15 protein-coding genes and 1 tRNA gene are annotated in these 18,543 nt (G+C 64.8%); 5 read left to right on the top strand and 11 right to left on the bottom strand.

What is annotated here, in order from left to right:
- Nucleotides 1-304 precede the first annotated feature (304 nt).
- Nucleotides 305-634, top strand: a complete 330-nt coding sequence (locus FY258_RS04565) for a winged helix-turn-helix domain-containing protein (protein WP_118103507.1) — start codon at nt 305-307, stop codon at nt 632-634.
- A 47-nt stretch (nt 635-681) separates the two neighbouring features.
- Here the strand turns inward: FY258_RS04565 and FY258_RS04570 are convergent, their stop codons facing one another.
- The 4 genes from FY258_RS04570 to FY258_RS04585 form a co-directional block, all read right to left on the bottom strand.
- A complete protein-coding gene (locus FY258_RS04570) occupies nt 682-1,257 on the bottom strand; it encodes a manganese efflux pump MntP (protein WP_118103509.1) in 576 nt (191 codons plus the stop codon).
- 148 nt (nt 1,258-1,405) lie between these two features.
- A complete protein-coding gene (locus FY258_RS04575; RefSeq protein ID WP_259324465.1) occupies nt 1,406-2,230 on the bottom strand; it encodes a PLP-dependent transferase in 825 nt (274 codons plus the stop codon).
- Between the two features lie 116 nt (nt 2,231-2,346).
- Nucleotides 2,347-4,107, bottom strand: a complete 1,761-nt coding sequence (gene thrS, locus FY258_RS04580) for a threonine--tRNA ligase (protein WP_118103511.1) — start codon at nt 4,105-4,107, stop codon at nt 2,347-2,349.
- A gap of 192 nt (nt 4,108-4,299) precedes the next feature.
- Nucleotides 4,300-4,731 (bottom strand): double zinc ribbon domain-containing protein, encoded by a 432-nt coding sequence (locus tag FY258_RS04585; protein WP_006722445.1) that lies wholly within the window; start codon nt 4,729-4,731, stop codon nt 4,300-4,302.
- Between the two features lie 301 nt (nt 4,732-5,032).
- Here FY258_RS04585 and FY258_RS04590 point away from each other — a divergent pair, with 301 nt between their 5' ends.
- From FY258_RS04590 to FY258_RS04605, 4 genes are all read left to right on the top strand, one after another.
- Nucleotides 5,033-6,511, top strand: coding sequence for an NAD(P)/FAD-dependent oxidoreductase (locus FY258_RS04590; protein WP_118103513.1), 1,479 nt, complete (start codon nt 5,033-5,035; stop codon nt 6,509-6,511).
- 1 nt (nt 6,512) lies between these two features.
- A complete protein-coding gene (locus FY258_RS04595; RefSeq protein WP_118103515.1) occupies nt 6,513-7,808 on the top strand; it encodes an NAD(P)/FAD-dependent oxidoreductase in 1,296 nt (431 codons plus the stop codon).
- A gap of 6 nt (nt 7,809-7,814) precedes the next feature.
- Complete coding sequence (locus FY258_RS04600; protein ID WP_118103517.1) at nt 7,815-8,198, top strand: DUF1667 domain-containing protein; 384 nt, start codon at nt 7,815-7,817, stop codon at nt 8,196-8,198.
- A gap of 113 nt (nt 8,199-8,311) precedes the next feature.
- Entirely contained in the window at nt 8,312-9,469 is a 1,158-nt protein-coding gene (locus FY258_RS04605; RefSeq protein ID WP_118103519.1) for a septal ring lytic transglycosylase RlpA family protein, read from the top strand.
- Between the two features lie 12 nt (nt 9,470-9,481).
- Here the strand turns inward: FY258_RS04605 and FY258_RS04610 are convergent, their stop codons facing one another.
- The 7 genes from FY258_RS04610 to FY258_RS04640 all read right to left on the bottom strand — a co-directional run bounded on the left by FY258_RS04610 (nt 9,482) and on the right by FY258_RS04640 (nt 18,332).
- Nucleotides 9,482-10,849: a bifunctional folylpolyglutamate synthase/dihydrofolate synthase gene (locus tag FY258_RS04610; protein ID WP_118103521.1), complete on the bottom strand. Its 1,368-nt coding sequence runs from the start codon at nt 10,847-10,849 to the stop codon at nt 9,482-9,484.
- 9 nt (nt 10,850-10,858) lie between these two features.
- Nucleotides 10,859-11,668, bottom strand: a complete 810-nt coding sequence (locus FY258_RS04615) for a formate/nitrite transporter family protein (protein ID WP_259324442.1) — start codon at nt 11,666-11,668, stop codon at nt 10,859-10,861.
- Nucleotides 11,669-11,745: 77 nt separating this feature from the next.
- A complete protein-coding gene (locus FY258_RS04620) occupies nt 11,746-14,457 on the bottom strand; it encodes a valine--tRNA ligase (RefSeq protein ID WP_118103525.1) in 2,712 nt (903 codons plus the stop codon).
- Nucleotides 14,458-14,641: 184 nt separating this feature from the next.
- Nucleotides 14,642-16,048 carry an ATP-dependent Clp protease ATP-binding subunit ClpX gene (gene clpX, locus FY258_RS04625; RefSeq protein ID WP_118103527.1) on the bottom strand — a complete coding sequence of 469 codons (1,407 nt, stop codon included), beginning with the start codon at nt 16,046-16,048 and terminating at the stop codon, nt 14,642-14,644.
- The gene (locus FY258_RS04630) at nt 16,048-16,668 is read right to left on the bottom strand and encodes an ATP-dependent Clp protease proteolytic subunit (protein WP_006722436.1); all 621 of its coding nucleotides are present in this window, start codon (nt 16,666-16,668) and stop codon (nt 16,048-16,050) included. Before FY258_RS04630 ends, clpX begins: the two co-directional genes overlap by 1 nt.
- 215 nt (nt 16,669-16,883) lie before the next feature.
- Complete coding sequence (gene tig, locus FY258_RS04635) at nt 16,884-18,179, bottom strand: trigger factor (protein WP_118103529.1); 1,296 nt, start codon at nt 18,177-18,179, stop codon at nt 16,884-16,886.
- Nucleotides 18,180-18,247: 68 nt separating this feature from the next.
- Nucleotides 18,248-18,332 (bottom strand) — tRNA-Leu (locus FY258_RS04640).
- Nucleotides 18,333-18,543: the final 211 nt, after the last annotated feature.

The following is an 18,543-nucleotide window of genomic DNA, read 5'->3' on the forward strand; positions in this document are numbered from 1 at the left end:
CGCTCCTTCGACTCTTTGCTGCCGACGCGGCGGCGACTCCTTGCCGCCGTGCCATTCACTCCCGATACAAGTGGGGGTATTGTAGCGCAGAGCCACTGCTACAATGGCTCTCGTTACCAGACTTCAAATGGTCTGCCCAATCTCAATGTCTCTCCGACGCCGCCTTCGGCCCGATCGACACGCCCGTCCGCATCCCAGATTCGCGTAGGGGCACCTCGATGCCGTGCCGAAAAAGAGGCAAGGATTTGTCGGCGATGGCGCGGACCCTGCGCCATCGCGACCGTACCACCAGCTTGGAGCCCATATGTCGCTTTCCGCCCACGCCCGACTCACCATCTCCGACGACGACCGCGACCTGCCCGGTGCTTTCGGCGGCGGGTGCGCTTCCCTGTTGGAGGGCGTCGCCGAAGAAGGCTCGCTCAACCGCGCGGCGAAGCGCATGGGCATGGCGTATTCCAAGGCGTGGAGAATCGTGCGCGAGGCCGAGGGGCATCTGGGTTGCGAACTGCTCGCCCGCGACGGCGCGCGCGGCTCGGCACTCACCCCTGAGGGCGAACATGCCCTCCACGCCTATCGAACCCTCCAGGCAGAGCTCGACGCGATGATCGCGAAGCGCCTCACCGAGCTGTTTTAGCCACCTCGGGCACGAGCGCCCTCCTGGCAAAAGCTCGGACAGGGCAACTACAACCCCAAAAACGCCTTGACGCCGATCAGGATGAGCACGATGCCGCCAACGACCTCGGCACGCGCGCCGAAGCGCTCACCGAGCTTGCGGCCAAGAGCCAGCACGAGCAGGCAGCAGACGAGCGTGGTCACCCCGATCATCCCGCAATAGAGGACGACATCCTTGCACTCGGCGGCAAAGCTCACACCCACGACGAACGCGTCGATGGCGGTGGCGACGGCCTCCATGCCAATCGTCGCCCAGGTAAGGCGCGCCGCGGGGCATGCCTCCGGCTCACGAAGCTCGCGCACCGCCTCGACGATCATCTTCCCGCCCACGAATGCGAGGATGACGAGCGAGACAATGCCCGCGTAACGCTCGATGTACTCCGCGATGAGCGTTCCGCCCAGGTAACCGAAAACAGGCATCATCATCTGAAACAGGGCGAACGCGACGGGCATCCCGAACTTCTTCGACAGGGGCATGTCGGGTTCGCACAGGCTGTTCGACAAGGTGACTGCCATGGCATCCATGGCCAGAGCGATTCCGAGCACAGTGCTTTCAGCAAGAGCTGCGGCGGTGATAACGGACATGAGTTCCCTCCAAACTCATAGCTTGAGACGGGCTTGCCATCAGGCGCCCACGGAAAACGCACCGGTACACGCACGACGGAAAACGAGGCCCGGCGGGCGAAGCCGCTTCGATCGCACGGCGGCGGCGACAATGTCGTGAGACGGCCTCCTACGGCTGCGGAGGATTGCGGAACCAGCGCATGGCCTGGTCAAGATCATCGGCGATGGCGAGGGGGTCGTCGAGGCCGGCGAATATGCGGACCGCGCTCCCCTGCCACCCATCGCGCGCATGCAGACGCGTACGGGGTCCTCCGGCGTGGCAATCTCGGCCGTTGAAACGGCAGCGCTCGATGAAATCCCCCGCCGTGGCGCCCCAGTCCCCGGGGAGCTCGAAATCGACGGCGGGGCCGAAGCCGTGGCGCAGCGCGCGCTCGGCCAGCGAGCGATCGGGATGCGTGGCGAGACCGGGGTAATCGACCCGGACCAAACCATCGCAACAGGAAAGGTACTCGGCGAGGGCGCGGGCATGATCGAAATGGCGTTGCATACGCGTCGAGACGCTATCGAGACCATGAGCGATAACCTCGAGATCGTCCTGAGCCAACGCGCAAGAAGGCAGGTCCCCCACGCGGGCGAGGGCGCGGGTACCACGTGCGGAAAGCGCGACCACCTTGCGATCGAGCAACCCGCCCGCAACGCGGTCGAGCGCCTCGCACTGCACGTCGGCACCGAGCTCGAAGGCATGGCAACCAAAATGCGACGGCACGGTGATATCCACCCACATAAGACCGCCGTGAGCATGAACCTCATGGGACTCGGCACGGACATCCGCCACGCGAAGGCCCGCGCCGCCGACCATATCGGCCAAACGGTCTTCCTCCGCCATGGCGCCAAGGCGCGCGAGCGCCTCGTCGACACGATCGCCGTACACGAAGACGGCGATCTCGGCGCAGACGAGCTGCGCATATCGGGTCTCGAGCTCCTGTTGAGCCATCACGTTGGAACCGCCCTTCCCCTCCTGAACAGTGGGCGCAAAGCATGACGCACGCCGCGCCGAGCCCATGGGACCCGAAGCGGCGTGCGCATCATAGCGATGAACCCGGCTGCGTCCTACGCGCGCGTACGGGTCTCCTCAACGACCTTGGCGATAAACTCATCGACGGCCATCGGGACGGTCTCGTTGGAACGGTCGCGGACGGAGATGTTGCCGGCCTCGACCTCCTTCTCGCCCAGGATCAGCATGTAGGGCACGCGATCGACGCCGCGGGCCTCGCGGATCTTGTAACCGATCTTCTCGTCGCGATCATCGCACACCACGCGGATGCCGGCGGCCTCGAGCTGCTCGGTGACCTGGTGCGCGTAGTCGCGGCTCTTCTCGGAGACGGGCAGGACCTTAACCTGCATGGGCGCGAGCCACACGGGGAACTTGCCCGCGAAGTGCTCGATCAGGATGCCGATGAAGCGCTCGATGGAGCCGAAGCACACGCGATGCAGCATGATCGGGCGCTTCTTCTCGCCGTCGGCGTCCACGTAGGTGAGGTCGAAGTTCTGCGGCATCTGGAAGTCGAGCTGCACGGTGCCGCACTGCCAGGTGCGGCCGAGGGAGTCCTCCAGGTGGAAGTCGATCTTGGGACCGTAGAAGGCGCCGTCGCCCTCGTTGACCACGTAGTCCATCCCGAGCTGGCCGAGCGCGACCTTGAGGCCCTCCTCGGCGGCAGCCCAGTCCTCGTCGGAGCCCATGGAGTCCTCGGGGCGGGTGGAGAGCTCGACGTGGTACTTGAAGCCGAACTTCTGGTACACGGAGTCGATCAGGCGCACGACGCCCACGATCTCGTCGGTCAGCTGCTCGGGCGTGACGAACAGGTGCGCGTCGTCCTGGTTGAAGCAGCGGACGCGGAACAGGCCGTGCAGGGCGCCCTTGAGCTCGTGGCGGTGCACCAGGCCGATCTCGCCGGCGCGGATGGGCAGCTCGCGGTAGCTATGGGGCTTGGAGCTGTACACGAGCACGCCGCCCGGGCAGTTCATGGGCTTGATGCAGTACTCCTCGTCGTCGATCATCGTGGAGTACATGTTGTCCTTGTAGTGGTCCCAGTGACCGGAGGTGAGCCACAGACTCTTGTTCATGATCTGCGGCGTGGAGATCTCGACGTAGCCGGCCTTGTGATGGATCTCGCGCCAGTAGTCGAGCAGGGTGTTCTTGAGGACCATGCCGTTGGGCAGGAAGAACGGGAAGCCAGGGGCCTCGTCGCGCATCATGAACAGGTCCATCTCGCGGCCGATGCGGCGATGGTCGCGCTTCTTGGCCTCCTCGAGGAAGGTGAGGTGCGCCTCCAGCTCATCCTTGGTGGCGAAAGCCGTGCCGTTGATGCGCGTGAGCATCTTGTTGTTGGCGTCGTTTTTCCAGTAGGCGCCAGACACGCCGGTGAGCTTGAAGGCCTTGAGGGCCTTGGTGTAGGTGAGGTGCGGGCCGACGCACATGTCGATGTAATCGCCCTGCTGGTAGAAGGTGATGCGGGCGTCATCGGCCAGGTCGCCGATGTGCTCGACCTTGTACTTCTCACCACGCTCCTCCATGAGGGCGATGGCCTCCTCGCGAGGCAGCTCGAAGACCTGGAACTTAAGGTTCTCCTTGACGATCTTCTTCATCTCGGCCTCGATGGCGGGCAGATCGTCCTCGGAGATCTTCTTATCGCCGAGGTCAACGTCGTAATAGAAGCCGTTGTCAGTCGCGGGGCCGTAGGCGAAGTCGGCCTCGGGGTAGAGGCGCTTGATGGCCTGGGCCATGATGTGGGCGGCGGAGTGGCGGATGACGTGCTGGGCCTCGTCGGCCTCAACCTCGGCCACAGAGCCGTCGTTGTACAGTGCCTTCATATCTAAAACCTTTCCGATTCGGTGCATTACCTCTGTAACTTTTCCAGTGTACCCGTTTGCCCGCGCATTTGGGCCTCCAATCCAGGAGAGCGCCGAGAAGCACGGAATAGGAACGCACCCGCCATCCAGAGGGTGACGGGTGCGTTACGGCGCGGTTCATCGGCCCCGTGCGGCGCACGGGGAAGCTCGCGCCTATTGAATGTGAGTTCGGCAGAAGGGGCAGACCTTCCAGTGCGCCTCCAGTGGACGCTTGCACGTGGGGCAGACGTTGCGGACCTGCGTGTTGCACACCGGGCAGACAATGAAATCCTTCTCGATGGTGGTGCCGCAGTTGGGGCAGCTGCCATACTGGGCGAGCTGACGCTCGCGCAGCGCCATGTCGAGCTCCTGCTCCTCGCGGTCCGCCACGTAGGACGCCGGGCGCATCACGATATAGGCCATAAGGCCGACGAACGGGACGAGGGCGAGCAGGCCCCAGGCCCAAAACGCCTGGACGCCGCGACGCTTCGCGTCGATGAAGACATACACGACGGAGAGCAGGTAGAGAGCGACCACGAAGGCGATGAAGCCATACATGGCAAACATCAACTGCGGGGACATGAGCTCCTCGATGTACTTGGACATGAGCCTCACCTTTCAGCCGGTTGCGAGATTGCAAAGCTGTTCATAATCGCACCGTATTGTATACCACCCGCCCCCTCATCGGAAACGACCGACATCCGCGCACGTTAACGACACAGCGGGCCCATCGACCACCGCAATCGCGCGGCGCCGGGGCCGTTTGCGGACCAAGCCGTCCGCTCGGCCGATTGGCCCTAGCGAAGATAAGCGACACGCGTAGCATTGTTTGTTGACACTTTGTCTACAGAATGCACCGGCCGCGGGCCCACGGACGCACGCCCGGTGCTCAGACGGGAGCGGCACCATGGAAGCTAGGTACGACATCGCCATCGTCGGCGCGGGCATCACCGGTTGCGCCATCGCGCGGCAGCTCGCGCGATACGACAAGACGATATGCCTCATCGAGGCGGCCGACGACATCGCGCTCGGGGCATCGAAGGCCAACGGCGGCCTGGTCCACGCCGGGTACGACCCCGCCCCCGGGACGACGAAGGCGAGGATGAACGCCCGCGGGTGCGAGCTGTACGGCAGATGGTCAGAGGAGCTCGGCTTCCTGTTCCACCGCACGGGCTCCCTCGTTCTAGGCTTTACCGACGAGGACCTCGCCACCCTCGAGCACCTGCGCGACAACGGCCTGGCCAACGGCGTCCCCCACCTCGAGATCGTCGGCCCCGATCGCATCGCCGAATTGGAGCCGCGCGCCAACCCGGACGCCACCTGCGCCCTATGGTGCCCCTCAACCGGCTATGTCGATCCGTTCGAAGTCGCTATCGCTGCAGCCGAGAACGCCGTAGCTAACGGAGCCGCCTTCATGCGCGGCGCCCCGGTAACGGCCATCGACCGCCCGAAAGAGGGAGGGTTCGTCCTCTCCACGCCCAAGGGAGACGTCCGATGCGAGATCTTGATCAACGCCGCCGGCAGCGGCGCGGGCGAGATCTCGCGCATGGCAGGAGATCGCGGGCTGCGCATGGTATGGCGCCAGGGCAACATCGCCGTACTCGATAAGGAGCCCCGCGCCATCACGCCGCTCTACCCGGTGCCGACCCCGGTATCCAAGGGCGTCATCGTCACGGGAACTGTACACAACAACACGGTCATCACCGCCACCGCCGAGATGCGAGAGCAAGGAGACAAGGACACGTACGCCGGCGATGTGGAGGCCCTGCTCTCCGGCGCGCGCAAGCTCGTTCCCGACCTCGATACGCGCCGCGTCGTCCGCACCTTCGCAGGGGGCCGCGCCGTACTCGAGAAAACAAACGACTTCCTCATCGAAGCCTCCGACTCCACGCCCGGTCTGTTCCACGCCGCGGGAATCCAGTCCCCTGGCGTCGCCAGCGCACCGGCAGTTGCCGAGCGCATGGAGCAGCTCCTGAGCGAGGCGGGCATCGAGCTCGTCGAACGCGCCGACTGGAACCCCATCCGCCGCATGCCGGACGACTTCGACCTCGCCCCCCTCGAGCGCAAGGAGGAGCTCATCGAGACGGACCCGGCATGGGGCCGCATCGTTTGTCGTTGCGAGACGGTGCCGGAGGCCGAGATCGTCGCCGCTATCCACCGCAAGCCGGGCGCCATCTCGGTCGAGGGCGTCAAACGCCGCTGCCGCGCCGGCATGGGCCGTTGCCAAAGCGGCTTCTGCCAGAGCCGCGTCGTTGAGATCCTCGCCCGAGAACTCGGCGTTGCCCCCTCCGAAGTCCCGCTGGAAGACACGGGCTCATGGATTGTCGACGGACCGCTTAAGAACCCGGACGCCCACACGGGTGCCATCGCCGAGGAGGACTGCTAGCATGACTCAGATCGAAACACGCGATTACGATGTCGTCGTCATCGGCGGCGGCCCCGCGGGCATGGGAGCAGCCCTCGCAGCGCACGAAGCCGGCGCGTCAACCGTAGTCATCGAGCGCAACGAGCATCTTGGCGGCATCCTGCGCCAGTGCATCCATCCCGGCTTCGGTCTCACCCATTTCAAAGAAGAGCTCACCGGTCCCGAATACGCCCAGCGTTTCATCAACCGCGTGCGCGAGGCCGGCATCGATGTCATGCTCGGGTCCATGGCGCTCGGCATCGACGAAGGCGGACGAGAGGGCACGGCGCACAGCGTCACCGTCATGAGCGAAGACGGCATGGTCCGCCTCACCTGCCGCTCGGTGGTACTCGCCATGGGCTGCCGCGAGCGCACCCGCTCCGAGATCAAAATCCCGGGTAGCCGTCCCGCTGGTGTGTACACCGCGGGCCTCGCCCAGCGTTACATCAACATCGAGAACCTGCGCCCCGGACACCGCGTCGTGATCTTGGGGTCGGGCGACATCGGTCTCATCATGGCGCGTCGATGCGCCCTGGAAGGCCTCGAAGTCGAGGGCGTCTACGAGCTCATGCCCTATGCCAACGGTCTGCATCGCAACGTCAAGAACTGCCTTGAGGACTTTGGGATCCCACTGCACCTATCCACCACGGTCACGCGCGTGATCGGCCGAGACCGCGTCGAGGCCGTCGAGGTCTCGAGCGTGGGAGAGGACCTCTCCCCCATTCCCGGGACCGAGCGCATCATCCCCTGCGACACGCTTCTGCTCTCCGTGGGCCTTATCCCCGAAAACGAGCTCGCCCGCGACGCCGGGGTCGAGATCGACCCGCGCACACGCGGCGCACGCGTGGATCAGGACCTGCAAACGAACGTCGACGGCATCTTCTCCTGCGGAAACGTCTTGCAGGTACACGACCTCGCCGACAACGTCACCGCCGAGGCGACGCGCGCGGGAGCGGCCGCGGCCGCCCACGCCCTCGGCACGGCGAATCCCGATGTTCTCTCAGAACCCGTGACCCTCGAGCCCGGCGGCATGGCCGGCTACATCGTGCCGGCACGTATCAACCGAGCGGCAACCACGAAGGCGTTCTTCCGCGTGCGTCGCCCCCTCGAGCACGCCCAGCTCGTGATCCGTGTGGGCGACGCCGTCCTCTTCCGCGGCAAGGCGCGCGACTACAAGCCGAGCATCATGGAGGCGGCCCCCATAACGCCCAAGATGCTCGCCGCCGTGGAACCGGGCGAGACCCTGACCGTATCCATCGACCCCGTGGAAGAAGCGTGATGCCCCATGACGAGCACTGAGACGTTCCACTGCACGACCTGCCCATCCGAATGCCTGCTCACGGTATGCGTAGAGCGGGACGGGGACGGAGTCGCCCACGTCACCAACGTACAGGGCAACCGGTGCCCGCGCGGCAAGCGCTTCGCCGAACAGGAAGTCGTGTGCCCGATGCGCATCCTTGCCACGACGGTCGTGGTCGAAGGCGGAGACGAGCACCTCGTCCCCGTGCGCACCTGCTCCCCCATTCCCCGCGCCCTGCACAAGGACGCCATGGAAACCATACGGGAGCTGCGCGTTTCCGCCCCCGTGCGCATGGGGGACGTCATCGCCGCCAACCTGCTCGATACGGGCGTCGACCTGGTCGCGAGTATGGACGTAGGACCAGCATAGGTTTCCGCACGCCGACACAGTCGCATAGAAAATTTGAACGCAACCCTTAGGCTCAACCTCAGCTTGAGGGTTGCCTTATACTGATACCGTCAACGAGAAAAGGCGGTTGTTACATGGCACGTGCCACCATGAGAGGGATTTGTACGCACAGAGGGCGGATCGCATGCGTCGCGGGGCTCACGGCGGCGCTCGCCCTGGGCGCCGGCATACCCGCGCTCACGGGCGCACCCGAGCCCGCGCTGGCCGCAACGGCGGCGACGCGCGGCGAGCTCGCCTCCCTGCAAAAAGAGGTCGCCCGCGCCGCCGGCACCTACGCCGATGCCACGTCACGCGCCGCCGAGCTCAACGAGCAGGTGCAAACGGCCGCCGACGATATCATTCGCATTGAGCAGGAGCTCATGCCGCAGGCGCAGAGCCGCGCCGCCCTGGCCGCGCGCGAACTGTACAAACGCCATGCGTCCAACGGCGGCGCCCTCGCCATGCTCCTCAACGCCGGTTCCTTCGCCGATTTCCTCAGCATGACCAAGTACCTGGGCACCGTACAGAGCGCCAACATCACCGCTCTCGACGAGCTGCATGCACTCGAAGACGAGCTCAACGGCAAGCTCGCGGAGTTGAGCTCCGCGAAAGACGAGGCCGACCTTCAGCTCTCCCGTGCGCAGGACGCGCTCGATACCGCGCAATCCGCAGCCGCCAAGATCCAAGCGAAGGCGAATGCCGAAGACGCCGAGGAGGCCGAGATCGCGCGTCAGGCCGCCGAGCAGGCGGCCCAGCTGCAGGCGCAGCAAAATGCGAACCAGAACAGGCCCACCGCTCCGACCCCCGGCACGGGCTCGAACGACGCCGGCGCCACGGCCCCGCAGTCACCCGATACACCCGCGGCGCCCAAGCCCGAAGACACCACCACGCCACCCGCGCCGCCGGCGCCCCCTGTGCCGCCGGCGCCCCCTGTGCCGCCAACGCCTCCGACACCGCCCGCCATCACATGGAAGACGGGCGTGGCATCCTACTACGGCATCGGCGACGGATTCATGGGCGGCACGACCGCCAACGGCGAGACGGTCACCGAGACCTCTATGGGCATCGCGATGCTCAACGTCCCGTTCGGCACCCGCGTCGAGATTCGCTATGGCGGACGTTCGGTCATCGCCTATGTGAACGACCGCGGCCCTTATGTGCACGGCCGTGTGATCGACATGCAGCCCGCCGTGGCCCGCGCCCTGAACTTCCTGAGCGTGGGCGTGGCGACCGTCCAGTACCGCTTCCTGTAGCGAGAACCGCGCCTACCTGAGCAGGCCCGCGACCTCGCCTGCGAGCGTGATGGTGCCGGCCGCGATGACAGGCTCCCCCGCCTCCGTAAGGGCGTCGAGCGCCTCGCAAACCGAGGGGTAGACGGCGATGACATCCGTATGCGGACGATTGAGCGCGTCGAGCTCACCGTAGACGAGTTGGGCGAGCTCCCCTGCAGGCAGGGCGCGGTCGCTCGCCGTCGCGCTCACCACGATACGGGAAAACTCCGGCACGAGCACGTCGAGGATGCCCCGTACGTCCTTGTCCGAGAGCGCAGCGAGGAGCAGTACGGGCCGCGCTTCGCGCTCAGGCTCGGCCTCGCGGACCGCGTTGATGAAATTCTCGCAGCTCTGCGGATTGTGACATGCATCGACCAATACGAACGGCTCAACGCGAACCACGTCGAAACGGCCCGGTATGGGGCAGGACTCGAGAGAGACGGCGAGCGCGGACGCATCGAGCGGGCGACCTAGATACCCCTCCGCCAGCGCTATGGCACAGGCGGCGTTCTGCGGCTGGTAAGCGGGTTTGTGCATTGAGACCTCGTACGTGGCACGAGCGGTCTCGGTCGAAAACGAAACCGCACCGTCGATGCCCACGGGCAATTCGACAACCGTATGTCCCACAACCCAGGGCACGACACCGCAGGCATCGCAACGTGCGCGCATCACGCGCTCGACGCTCGGCTCATGCGTGCCCTCGCCGAGCACGACCGTGCGACCGGGCTTGATGACGGCAGCCTTCTCGCTCGCGATCTCCTCGAGCGTATCGCCCAGGATATGCGTGTGATCGAGCCCGATGCCCGTGATGGCCACGGCCACGGGGTCGGTGGCGCTCGTGGCGTCCCAGCGACCGCCCAGGCCCACCTCGAGCACGGCCACATCGACTCTCTCCTCGGCGAACACGACCATGGCGGCTGCGGTCAGGAGGTCGAACGGCGTGATGGTGTAGGTCGGCTCGCCCGAAGCTGCGCGGCGTTCGTTCACGCGACGGCCCGCCTCTGCGGCAGCGGAGACGCCGTGCGCGAATACAGAGGGGCTCACCACACCACCATCGACTTCCATGCGCTCCTCATAGCGCACGAGCTGGGGGGAGGTGTACAGCGCCGTTCGCAGTCCCTCTCCGCGCAAAATCGCCGCGGTGAACCGAGTGGTCGACGTCTTGCCGTTGGTTCCCGCAACCTGAATGCAATCGAAGTATTCGTCGGGCCGGCCGAGCTCATCGAGCATGTCGATGACAGTCTCAAGCAGCGGGCCCGCCTCGCCGACGATCTTTCCGGTGTCGGCGGCGATTGACACCGCCCGCTCGTAGGAAAGCCCCTCGAACTCGAACGGCACGACATAGGCACCTTCGCGCTTCATATCAATCCCCTATTCGCGCACATCGCGACCGTAGACGAACCAATAAGCGGCCGCCACAGCCGCACCTCCCACAATGTTGCCGAGCGTGACGAACATGAGGTTGGATACCATGCCCGCAAGCGGGATCGCGCCGATGCCCAGCATGGACTGCGCGGCAACGCCCAAAGGAAGGAAGAACATGTTCGCAACGGAGTGCTCGAATCCCAGCACCACGAAGGACACGACCGGCAGAATCGTCGCGGCGAGCTTGTCGCACACCGTCTTGCCGGCACTGCCCATCCAAACGCCCAGGCACACGAGGACGTTGCACAGGACGCCGCGCGCAAAGGCGGTCGCAGGGTCGAGCGAGGCCTTGGAGAGTGCGACGGCATAGGCGAGCTCGCCCACCGAACCCTCCTGCAAGGAGAGGAATCCCGAGGCGAGAAGCAATGCGACGGCGAGCAGCGCGCCCACGGCGTTGCCCGCGTACACGACGGCCCACTTGCGGACCATCTTCATCATCGGGTACCGACCGTCGAGCGCACCGATGAGCATGAGGCAATTGCCCGTGAACAGCTCGGCACCGGCGACGAGCACGAGAAACAGGCCCAGGCAAAACGCCAGGCCGCCCAGGATGAGCGACACCGACGGCGAAAGCGTGGAATCCGCTCGAACCATCAGCATGAAGGACGCGCCGAGTGCGACGAAGGCGCCCGCGAGGATCGCGAGCACGAACGCCCGCCCACGCGTAAGCTTGGCCTTGGCGAACCCGATGTGGACGAACGCCTCCTGAGTCTTAGCCGGCGGCAGCATCACCGTGCCCGTCTCGTTTTCCGCCATCATATCCCCCTATCCCGTATGCAACACAAACCCCGCCGCAACCGATGCGACGGGGTTCGAATCAACGTATGGACCGATTACTCGAAGTCGGCGAGCTGTGCCTTGACCGCGGCGATGGTCTCAGTGAGCTCGGCGGCGCGCTCGCGCTTCTTAGCGACGACCTCGGGCGCGGCCTTGGCGATGAAGCCCTCGTTGCCCAGGGTGCGCTCGGCGGCGGCAAGCTCCTTCTCCGCCGTGGCAAGCTCCTTGTTCAGGCGGGCCTTCTCGGCGTCGAAGTCGACCAAATCGCCCACGACGACATAGGCATCAAAATCGGCGCCGGCAAGTGCGATGGCGGCAGCGGGCTTCTCAAAGCCTTCGGAGGCGCACACGGAAAGCTCGCTGATGTTGGCCAGGCCGCAGATGAAGTCGGCCATGCCCTCGATGGCCTCGGCGACCTCGGCGCTCGCGGCCTTGACGACCACGGGCAGGGACTCCTTGGGGCTCAGGCGATAGCGGGCGCGGGTGGAGCGGGCGTCGGACACGACGGCACGGGCGAGCTCGAAGGAACGCTCGGCCTCCTCATCGATGAAGCGCTCGAAGGCCTCGGGCTCGGGCCAAGAGGCGACCATGAGGGCCTCGGCGCGCTCGATACCGCCGCCCTCGTTCATATCCAGCCAGCTGGCGGGCATCTGATCCCAAATGGCCTCGGTGACGAACGGCATGAGCGGGTGCATGAGGCGCATGCTGGCATCGAGCACGAAGATCAGGTTGCGCTGAGCCTGCAGGCGGGCGGCGTCGTCCTTGAGGCGGGTCTTGGTGACCTCGACGTACCAGTCGCAGACCTCGTTCCAGAAGAAGTTCTGGACGCCGCGCGCCATCTCGCCGAAGGTGTACTTCTCAATACCCTCCGTCACCATGCGCGTGGCCTTGGCCAGGCGGCTGAACATCCAGGCATCGGCCGCGGTCTCGGCGACGGGTTCGCCCGGGGTGTAGCCATCCATGTTCATGAGCAGGAAACGGCTGGCGTTCCAGATCTTGGTGACGAAGGAGCGGGCCTGCTCGGTGCGGGCCGAGCCCTTGAGGGCCTTCGTCTTCTTGTCGATGTCGGCGTCGAACTTGACGTCCTGGTTGGTGGTGCACAGCGTGAGCAGGTTATAGCGCATGGCATCGGCACCGTACATGTCGATGAGATCCATGGGATTCACGCCGTTGCCCTTGGACTTGGACATGCGGCTGCCGTCCTTGGCGAGGATCGTGGGGTAGATCACGACGTCATGGAACGGGACCTCGTCGAGGAAGTACAGCGAGCTCATGATCATGCGGGCGACCCACAGCGCGATGATGTCGCGCGCGGTGACGAGCGCCGTGGTGGGATGATGGCCCTCGAGCTGTTCGGGATGCTGCGGCCAGCCCTGCGTGGCGAAGGTCCACAGCTGGGAGCTGAACCAGGTGTCCAGCACGTTCTCGTCCTGATGGACATGGGTGCAGCCGCACTTGGGGCAGACCGTCACGTCGTCCATGCAGGCATCCTCCCAGCCGCACTCCTCGCAGTAGAACACGGGAATGCGGTGACCCCACCACAGCTGACGGGAGATGCACCAGTCTTTCAGGTTCTCCATCCAGGTGGTGTAGGTCTCGGTCCAGCGGGCCGGATGGAAGGTCACGCGACCATCCTGGACGGCCTTGAGCGCGGGTTCCTTGAGCTTGTCCACGGCGACGAACCACTGCTCGGAGAGCCAGGGCTCGAGCGTCTGATCGCAGCGGTAGCAGTGCATGACGGAATGGTCGTGCTCATCCACGTGGTCGAGCAGGTCGTGCTCCTCGAACCACGCCAGGACGGCCTCGCGGCACTCGTCGCGCGTCATGCCGGTGAACTCGCCATAGCCCTCCACGACGACGGCATGCTCGTCGAAGATGTTGATCTTCTCGAGACCGTGGGCCTCGCCCATCGCATAGTCGTTGGGGTCGTGCGCCGGGGTGACCTTGACAAAGCCGGAGCCGAAATCGGGGTCGACATGCCAATCGTCGAAAATCGGGATCTCACGGTCGACGATGGGGAGCTTCACCGTCTTGCCCACGAACGCCGCCTTCTCGGGGTCCTTGCTCGAAACAGCGATACCGGTGTCGCCGAGCATGGTCTCGGGACGCGTAGTGGCGACAACGATGTACTCCTGGCCGTTGACCGGCTCAGTCAGGGGATAGCGCAGGTGCCAAAGGTGGCCCTTCTCGTCCTTGTACTCCGCCTCGTCGTCGGAGATGGCGGTGGTGCAGTCGGGGCACCAGTTGACGATGCGCTTGCCGCGGTAGATCAGGCCGTCGTGGTACCAGTCGCAAAAGACCTTGCGGACCGCCTCGGCGTACTCGTCATCCATGGTGAAGCGCTCGCCGTCGAAGTCGACGGAGCAGCCCATGCGCTTGATCTGCTCGACGATGGTGCCGCCGTACTCGTGCGTCCAATCCCAGCAGGCATCGAGGAACTTCTCACGCCCGATCTCCAGGCGGGAAACGCCCTCGCTCTTCAGCTTCTTATCCACCTTGGTCTGCGTGGCGATACCGGCGTGGTCGGTGCCGAGGATCCAACGGGTGGAGCGACCGCGCATGCGGGCCATGCGGACGATGGCATCCTGGATGGAGTCGTCGGTGGCGTGACCCATATGGAGGATGCCGGTGACGTTGGGCGGCGGGATGGTGACGGTGCAATCGCCCACGCCCTCGCGACGCTTGTAGTAGCCGCCGTCGAGCCACTTCTGCAGGATAGCCGGCTCGTTGACCGCCGGATCGTAGTTCTTGGGCATCTCTTCTGCCATAGCCATGCTCCCGAAGAGTCGAAGTTTGCGTAATTGCTCAACAGGATAGCACGTGGGAGATGCGCTTTGGAGGCTGGCGCGCCATTGCTCACGGGCAAATCCCGTCAAGGCTTCAAAAGAAAAACGGCTGGCACATGGCCAGCCGTTTCAAAGGTGCACAACGCATGCATGCGCGTCGAAGATGCTAGTCGAGGTCGATATCAGACCCGGCATAGACGCGACGCGGCTGCTCCTCGCCGCGAACCGCCGCGGCGGTAACGACGACACGGAGAACGCCCTCCTCGCTCGGGAGGTCGAACATGGTCTGCTGGAGCAGCTCCTCGCAAATCGAACGCAGACCGCGGGCACCGGTTTTGCGCGCGAGTGCCTTCCTGGCGATCTCGTGCAGCGCGTCGGGCTCGAAGACGAGCTCCACGCCCTCGAGGGAGAACATGCGGCGATACTGCTTGACCACGGCGTTCTTGGGTTCGGTGAGGATACCCACAAGATCGTCCTCGGAAAGGGCCTGGGTCTGCGTGATGACCGGCGTACGGCCAATGAACTCGGGGATCATGCCGAAGTTGTTGAGGTCCTCGGGCAGAACCTGCTTGAGCAGGACGTTCTCGTCCTTGGACGTGGGGCCGGCGATCTCGGAGTTGAAGCCGATGCCCTGGTTGCCAACGCGATCGGAGATGATCTTGTCCAAGCCCACGAACGCGCCGCCGCAGATGAACAGGATGTTGGTCGTGTCGATCTGAAGCAGCTCCTGCTGCGGGTGCTTGCGCCCGCCGGTGGGCGGAACACTGGCGACGGTGCCCTCGAGAATCTTGAGGAGCGCCTGCTGCACGCCTTCGCCGGAGACATCGCGCGTGATGGAGAGGTTCTCAGCCTTGCGGGCGATCTTGTCGATCTCATCCACGTAGATGATGCCGATCTGCGCGCGGTCGATATCGCCGTCTGCCGCGGTGATGAGCTTGAGCAGGATGTTCTCAACGTCCTCGCCCACATAACCGGCCTCGGTGAGCGCCGTGGCATCGGCGATGGCGAAGGGAACCTCGAGCACGCGGGCAAGCGTCTGCGCAAGGAGCGTCTTGCCCGTGCCGGTGGGGCCGAGGAGCAAGATGTTGCTCTTGGCAAGCTCGACATCCTCGTCGACGACATGCGCTCCCAGGGAACCCTCGACGGTATCGCCCATCAAAACGCGACGATAATGGTTGTACACAGCCACGGACATGGCGCGCTTGGCGTCCTCCTGGCCCATGACATACTGGGACAGCGCGTCATAGATCTCGTGCGGGGTGGGTACGCGGGTGATGATGCGCTCGGCGGTCTCGCGCATGGTGGGGGCCGGCGCCCCATCCTCGTCCATATCGAAATCGTCCATGGGCTCGGCGTGATTCACGTAGGAGCCAAAGGCACGCATCATCTCGTCCTGCGCGAATGACTGCTCGAGGATCTCGTTACATGCCTCGACGCATTCATCGCAGATGAACATGCCGTCCTGGCCCTTGACGAGCTTGCGAACCTGTTCCTGGGTCTTACCGCAGAACGAGCAGCGAACCTGGCCGTCGCCCTCCATGCCGGCGGTGCGGCCGAACTCGTCGCCCGCCATTAGCGCTCGCTCCCGGAGTCGTTGCGGGACGTGACGATGCGGTCGATGAGGCCGTACTCGAGGGCCTGCTCGGCACGGAGGTAGTTGTCGCGCTCAGTGTCGCGCTCGACCTGCTCGAACGGCTTGCCGGTGCAATCGGCGAGAATCTGGTTCAGGGTATTGCGGGTCTCGCGGATCTCACGAGCGGCGATCTCGATCTCGGTCTGCTGGCCCTGGGCGCCACCGCTGGGCTGGTGGATCATAATCTTAGAGTGCGGCAAGCTGAAACGCTTGCCGGGAGCGCCGGCGGCCAGGAGGACGGCGGCCATGGAGGCGGCCATACCGACGCAGATGGTGGAAACGTCGGGCTTGATGTAGTTCATCGTGTCCAAGATGGCCAGACCGGAATAGACCTCGCCACCGGGCGAATTGATGTAGAGGGAGATGTCCTTCTCGGCATCCTGACTCTCGAGGTGCAGAAGCTGCGCGATGACCAGGTTGGCAGTCACCGAGTTGACCTCCTCGCCCAAAAAGACGATGCGGTCGTTCAGGAGACGGGAGTAGATGTCATAGCTGCGCTCACCGCGAGGGGTCTGCTCGATGACGTAGGGCACGAGCGCGGAGTCGATGCGATTGATCATATGGCTCCTTTCGGGTTGTGCGCCGCATATGCGACGCGAGGCAAGTTCGGCATGTGCGGACGGCGCGCGTCCGCGAGATAGAAACATACGGTGCCCTACCTCGACTTCGCGCGGTGGGGCACCGTAAGGACTTCAGCCGTTCAGCTGTGTATGATACACGTTTTCGCGGACACAAACTTGCATGCGCCGCATCACGTGACGGAGAGACCTAAGGGCTACTCGGCCTTGGCCTCGGCGGCGCGGGCGGCCTCGTCGACCTCGGTCACCTTCGCGTTCTCGACCAGCCAGTCGACGGCCTTGGAGCGACGGATGGAGTCGCGGACGGCGGGCATGCGGCCATCGGCGACGAACTGGGCCTTGGAGGCCTCGACGTCCTCGATGCCGGCGCGCTCGAACTCGCCGTCGACGTCCTCAGCGGAGACCTCGACCTTGAGCTCACGGGCGAGGGCGTCCAGCGCGAGGGACTCACGGGCGACGTCGTTGGCCTGACGATGCAGGTCGGCGATGAAGTCCTCGGAGCTGATGCGGTTGGCCTGCAGCCAGCCGTCGAGGCTCATGCCGCGGGCGGAAAGGCTCTGCAGGAAGTTCTGGCCGAGCTCCTGGAAGACGGACTGCTCGTAATCCTCGTCCATCTCGTCGAGCTGGAGACGCTCGGCGAGCTTGGCGACGCAGCGGTTCTCCTTGAGCTGGGGAAGCTGGGAGGACTTGTCGGACTCGATCTCGAGCTTCACGGCGTCGCGCATGGCGTCCACACCGTCGAAGCCGAAGTTGGTCTTTGCGAACTCGTCGTTGAGCTCGGGGAGCTTGCGCTCCTTGACGCCCTTGACGGTGACCTCGACGGAAGCCTCCTCGGCGCCCTCGACCTCGGGGGTCCAGGAGATGGTCTTGGTCTCGTCGACGTTCATGCCCAGCAGGCCCTCGTCGAACTCCTTGGGCAGGTGACCGGCGCCCATGGCGATGACGCGGCCCTCGCCGGCGAGCGCCTCGGCGTTCGCGACGTTCTTGATGTCGACGGTCACGTAGTCGGAACCCTCGACGGCGCGCTCGACGTCCTCGAAGGTGGCGTGGTAACCCATGAGCATGTCGACCTGCTGGTCGATCTCGGCCTCGGTGACCTCCGCGGGGGGCATCTCGATCTCGACGGCGTCGTAGGAGGAGAGCTCAGCGGACGGACGCAGGGTGAACTCGACGGTGTAGGTGTAGTCGGTGCCATCGGCGCACAGGTCGATCTCCTGGTAATCGCCCTCCTTGACGGGGACGATGTCGAGCTCGTTGAGGACGTTGCCCTCGTTGGAGCCGATCAGCTCGTTGGTGGCCTGCGCGAGCACGGCGTCCTTGCCCAGGGCGGAGTCGATCACGGGACGGGGGGCCTTGCCGGCGCGGAAGCCGGGGAAGCGGTACTGCTTGGCGGCAGCCTTGTAGGCCTTCTTGATGATGGCGTCGACGTCGGCGGCCGGGATGGTGACCGTAGCGGTGAGCTTGGCGTCCTTCACGTCAGAAGTGATGTTCAACGTTCCTCCTCTAATACACTCGGCAAGGATTTGGGTGCCGATCCCTTGATACCTTGTGTGCGCGCGACTGGTGCGGGCGAAAGGACTCGAACCTTCACGGGAAAGCCCACTGGAACCTAAATCCAGCGCGTCTACCAATTCCGCCACGCCCGCAGATGGTCACACAGGCGAACATAATAGCAAAAAGGCCGTTTTCGTGTACGTGAGCATAAAAGTGGACACATTGCCGCACCGACCCTGCACATCCATCGCATGCAACGGCTCCCGCATGGGTACAGTATGAAATCAACAAACTTGTTGTCGCCTTGCTCCTTCTGCCCTCCGTCGCAAGGCACTCGGAAGGCCCGTCGCGCGGGGAGAGATT

The organism is Collinsella intestinalis, from assembly GCF_902364775.2.
In the GTDB taxonomy this organism is placed as follows: domain Bacteria; phylum Actinomycetota; class Coriobacteriia; order Coriobacteriales; family Coriobacteriaceae; genus Collinsella.

Coding starts and splice junctions, on each gene's coding strand:
- FY258_RS04565 (WP_118103507.1), top strand. CDS start 305: ATGTCGCTTTCCGCCCACGCCCGACTCACCATCTCCGACGACGACCGC.
- FY258_RS04570 (WP_118103509.1), bottom strand. CDS start 1,257: ATGTCCGTTATCACCGCCGCAGCTCTTGCTGAAAGCACTGTGCTCGGA.
- FY258_RS04575 (WP_259324465.1), bottom strand. CDS start 2,230: ATGGCTCAACAGGAGCTCGAGACCCGATATGCGCAGCTCGTCTGCGCC.
- thrS (WP_118103511.1), bottom strand. CDS start 4,107: ATGAAGGCACTGTACAACGACGGCTCTGTGGCCGAGGTTGAGGCCGAC.
- FY258_RS04585 (WP_006722445.1), bottom strand. CDS start 4,731: ATGTCCAAGTACATCGAGGAGCTCATGTCCCCGCAGTTGATGTTTGCC.
- FY258_RS04590 (WP_118103513.1), top strand. CDS start 5,033: ATGGAAGCTAGGTACGACATCGCCATCGTCGGCGCGGGCATCACCGGT.
- FY258_RS04595 (WP_118103515.1), top strand. CDS start 6,513: ATGACTCAGATCGAAACACGCGATTACGATGTCGTCGTCATCGGCGGC.
- FY258_RS04600 (WP_118103517.1), top strand. CDS start 7,815: ATGACGAGCACTGAGACGTTCCACTGCACGACCTGCCCATCCGAATGC.
- FY258_RS04605 (WP_118103519.1), top strand. CDS start 8,312: ATGGCACGTGCCACCATGAGAGGGATTTGTACGCACAGAGGGCGGATC.
- FY258_RS04610 (WP_118103521.1), bottom strand. CDS start 10,849: ATGAAGCGCGAAGGTGCCTATGTCGTGCCGTTCGAGTTCGAGGGGCTT.
- FY258_RS04615 (WP_259324442.1), bottom strand. CDS start 11,668: ATGGCGGAAAACGAGACGGGCACGGTGATGCTGCCGCCGGCTAAGACT.
- FY258_RS04620 (WP_118103525.1), bottom strand. CDS start 14,457: ATGGCAGAAGAGATGCCCAAGAACTACGATCCGGCGGTCAACGAGCCG.
- clpX (WP_118103527.1), bottom strand. CDS start 16,048: ATGGCGGGCGACGAGTTCGGCCGCACCGCCGGCATGGAGGGCGACGGC.
- FY258_RS04630 (WP_006722436.1), bottom strand. CDS start 16,668: ATGATCAATCGCATCGACTCCGCGCTCGTGCCCTACGTCATCGAGCAG.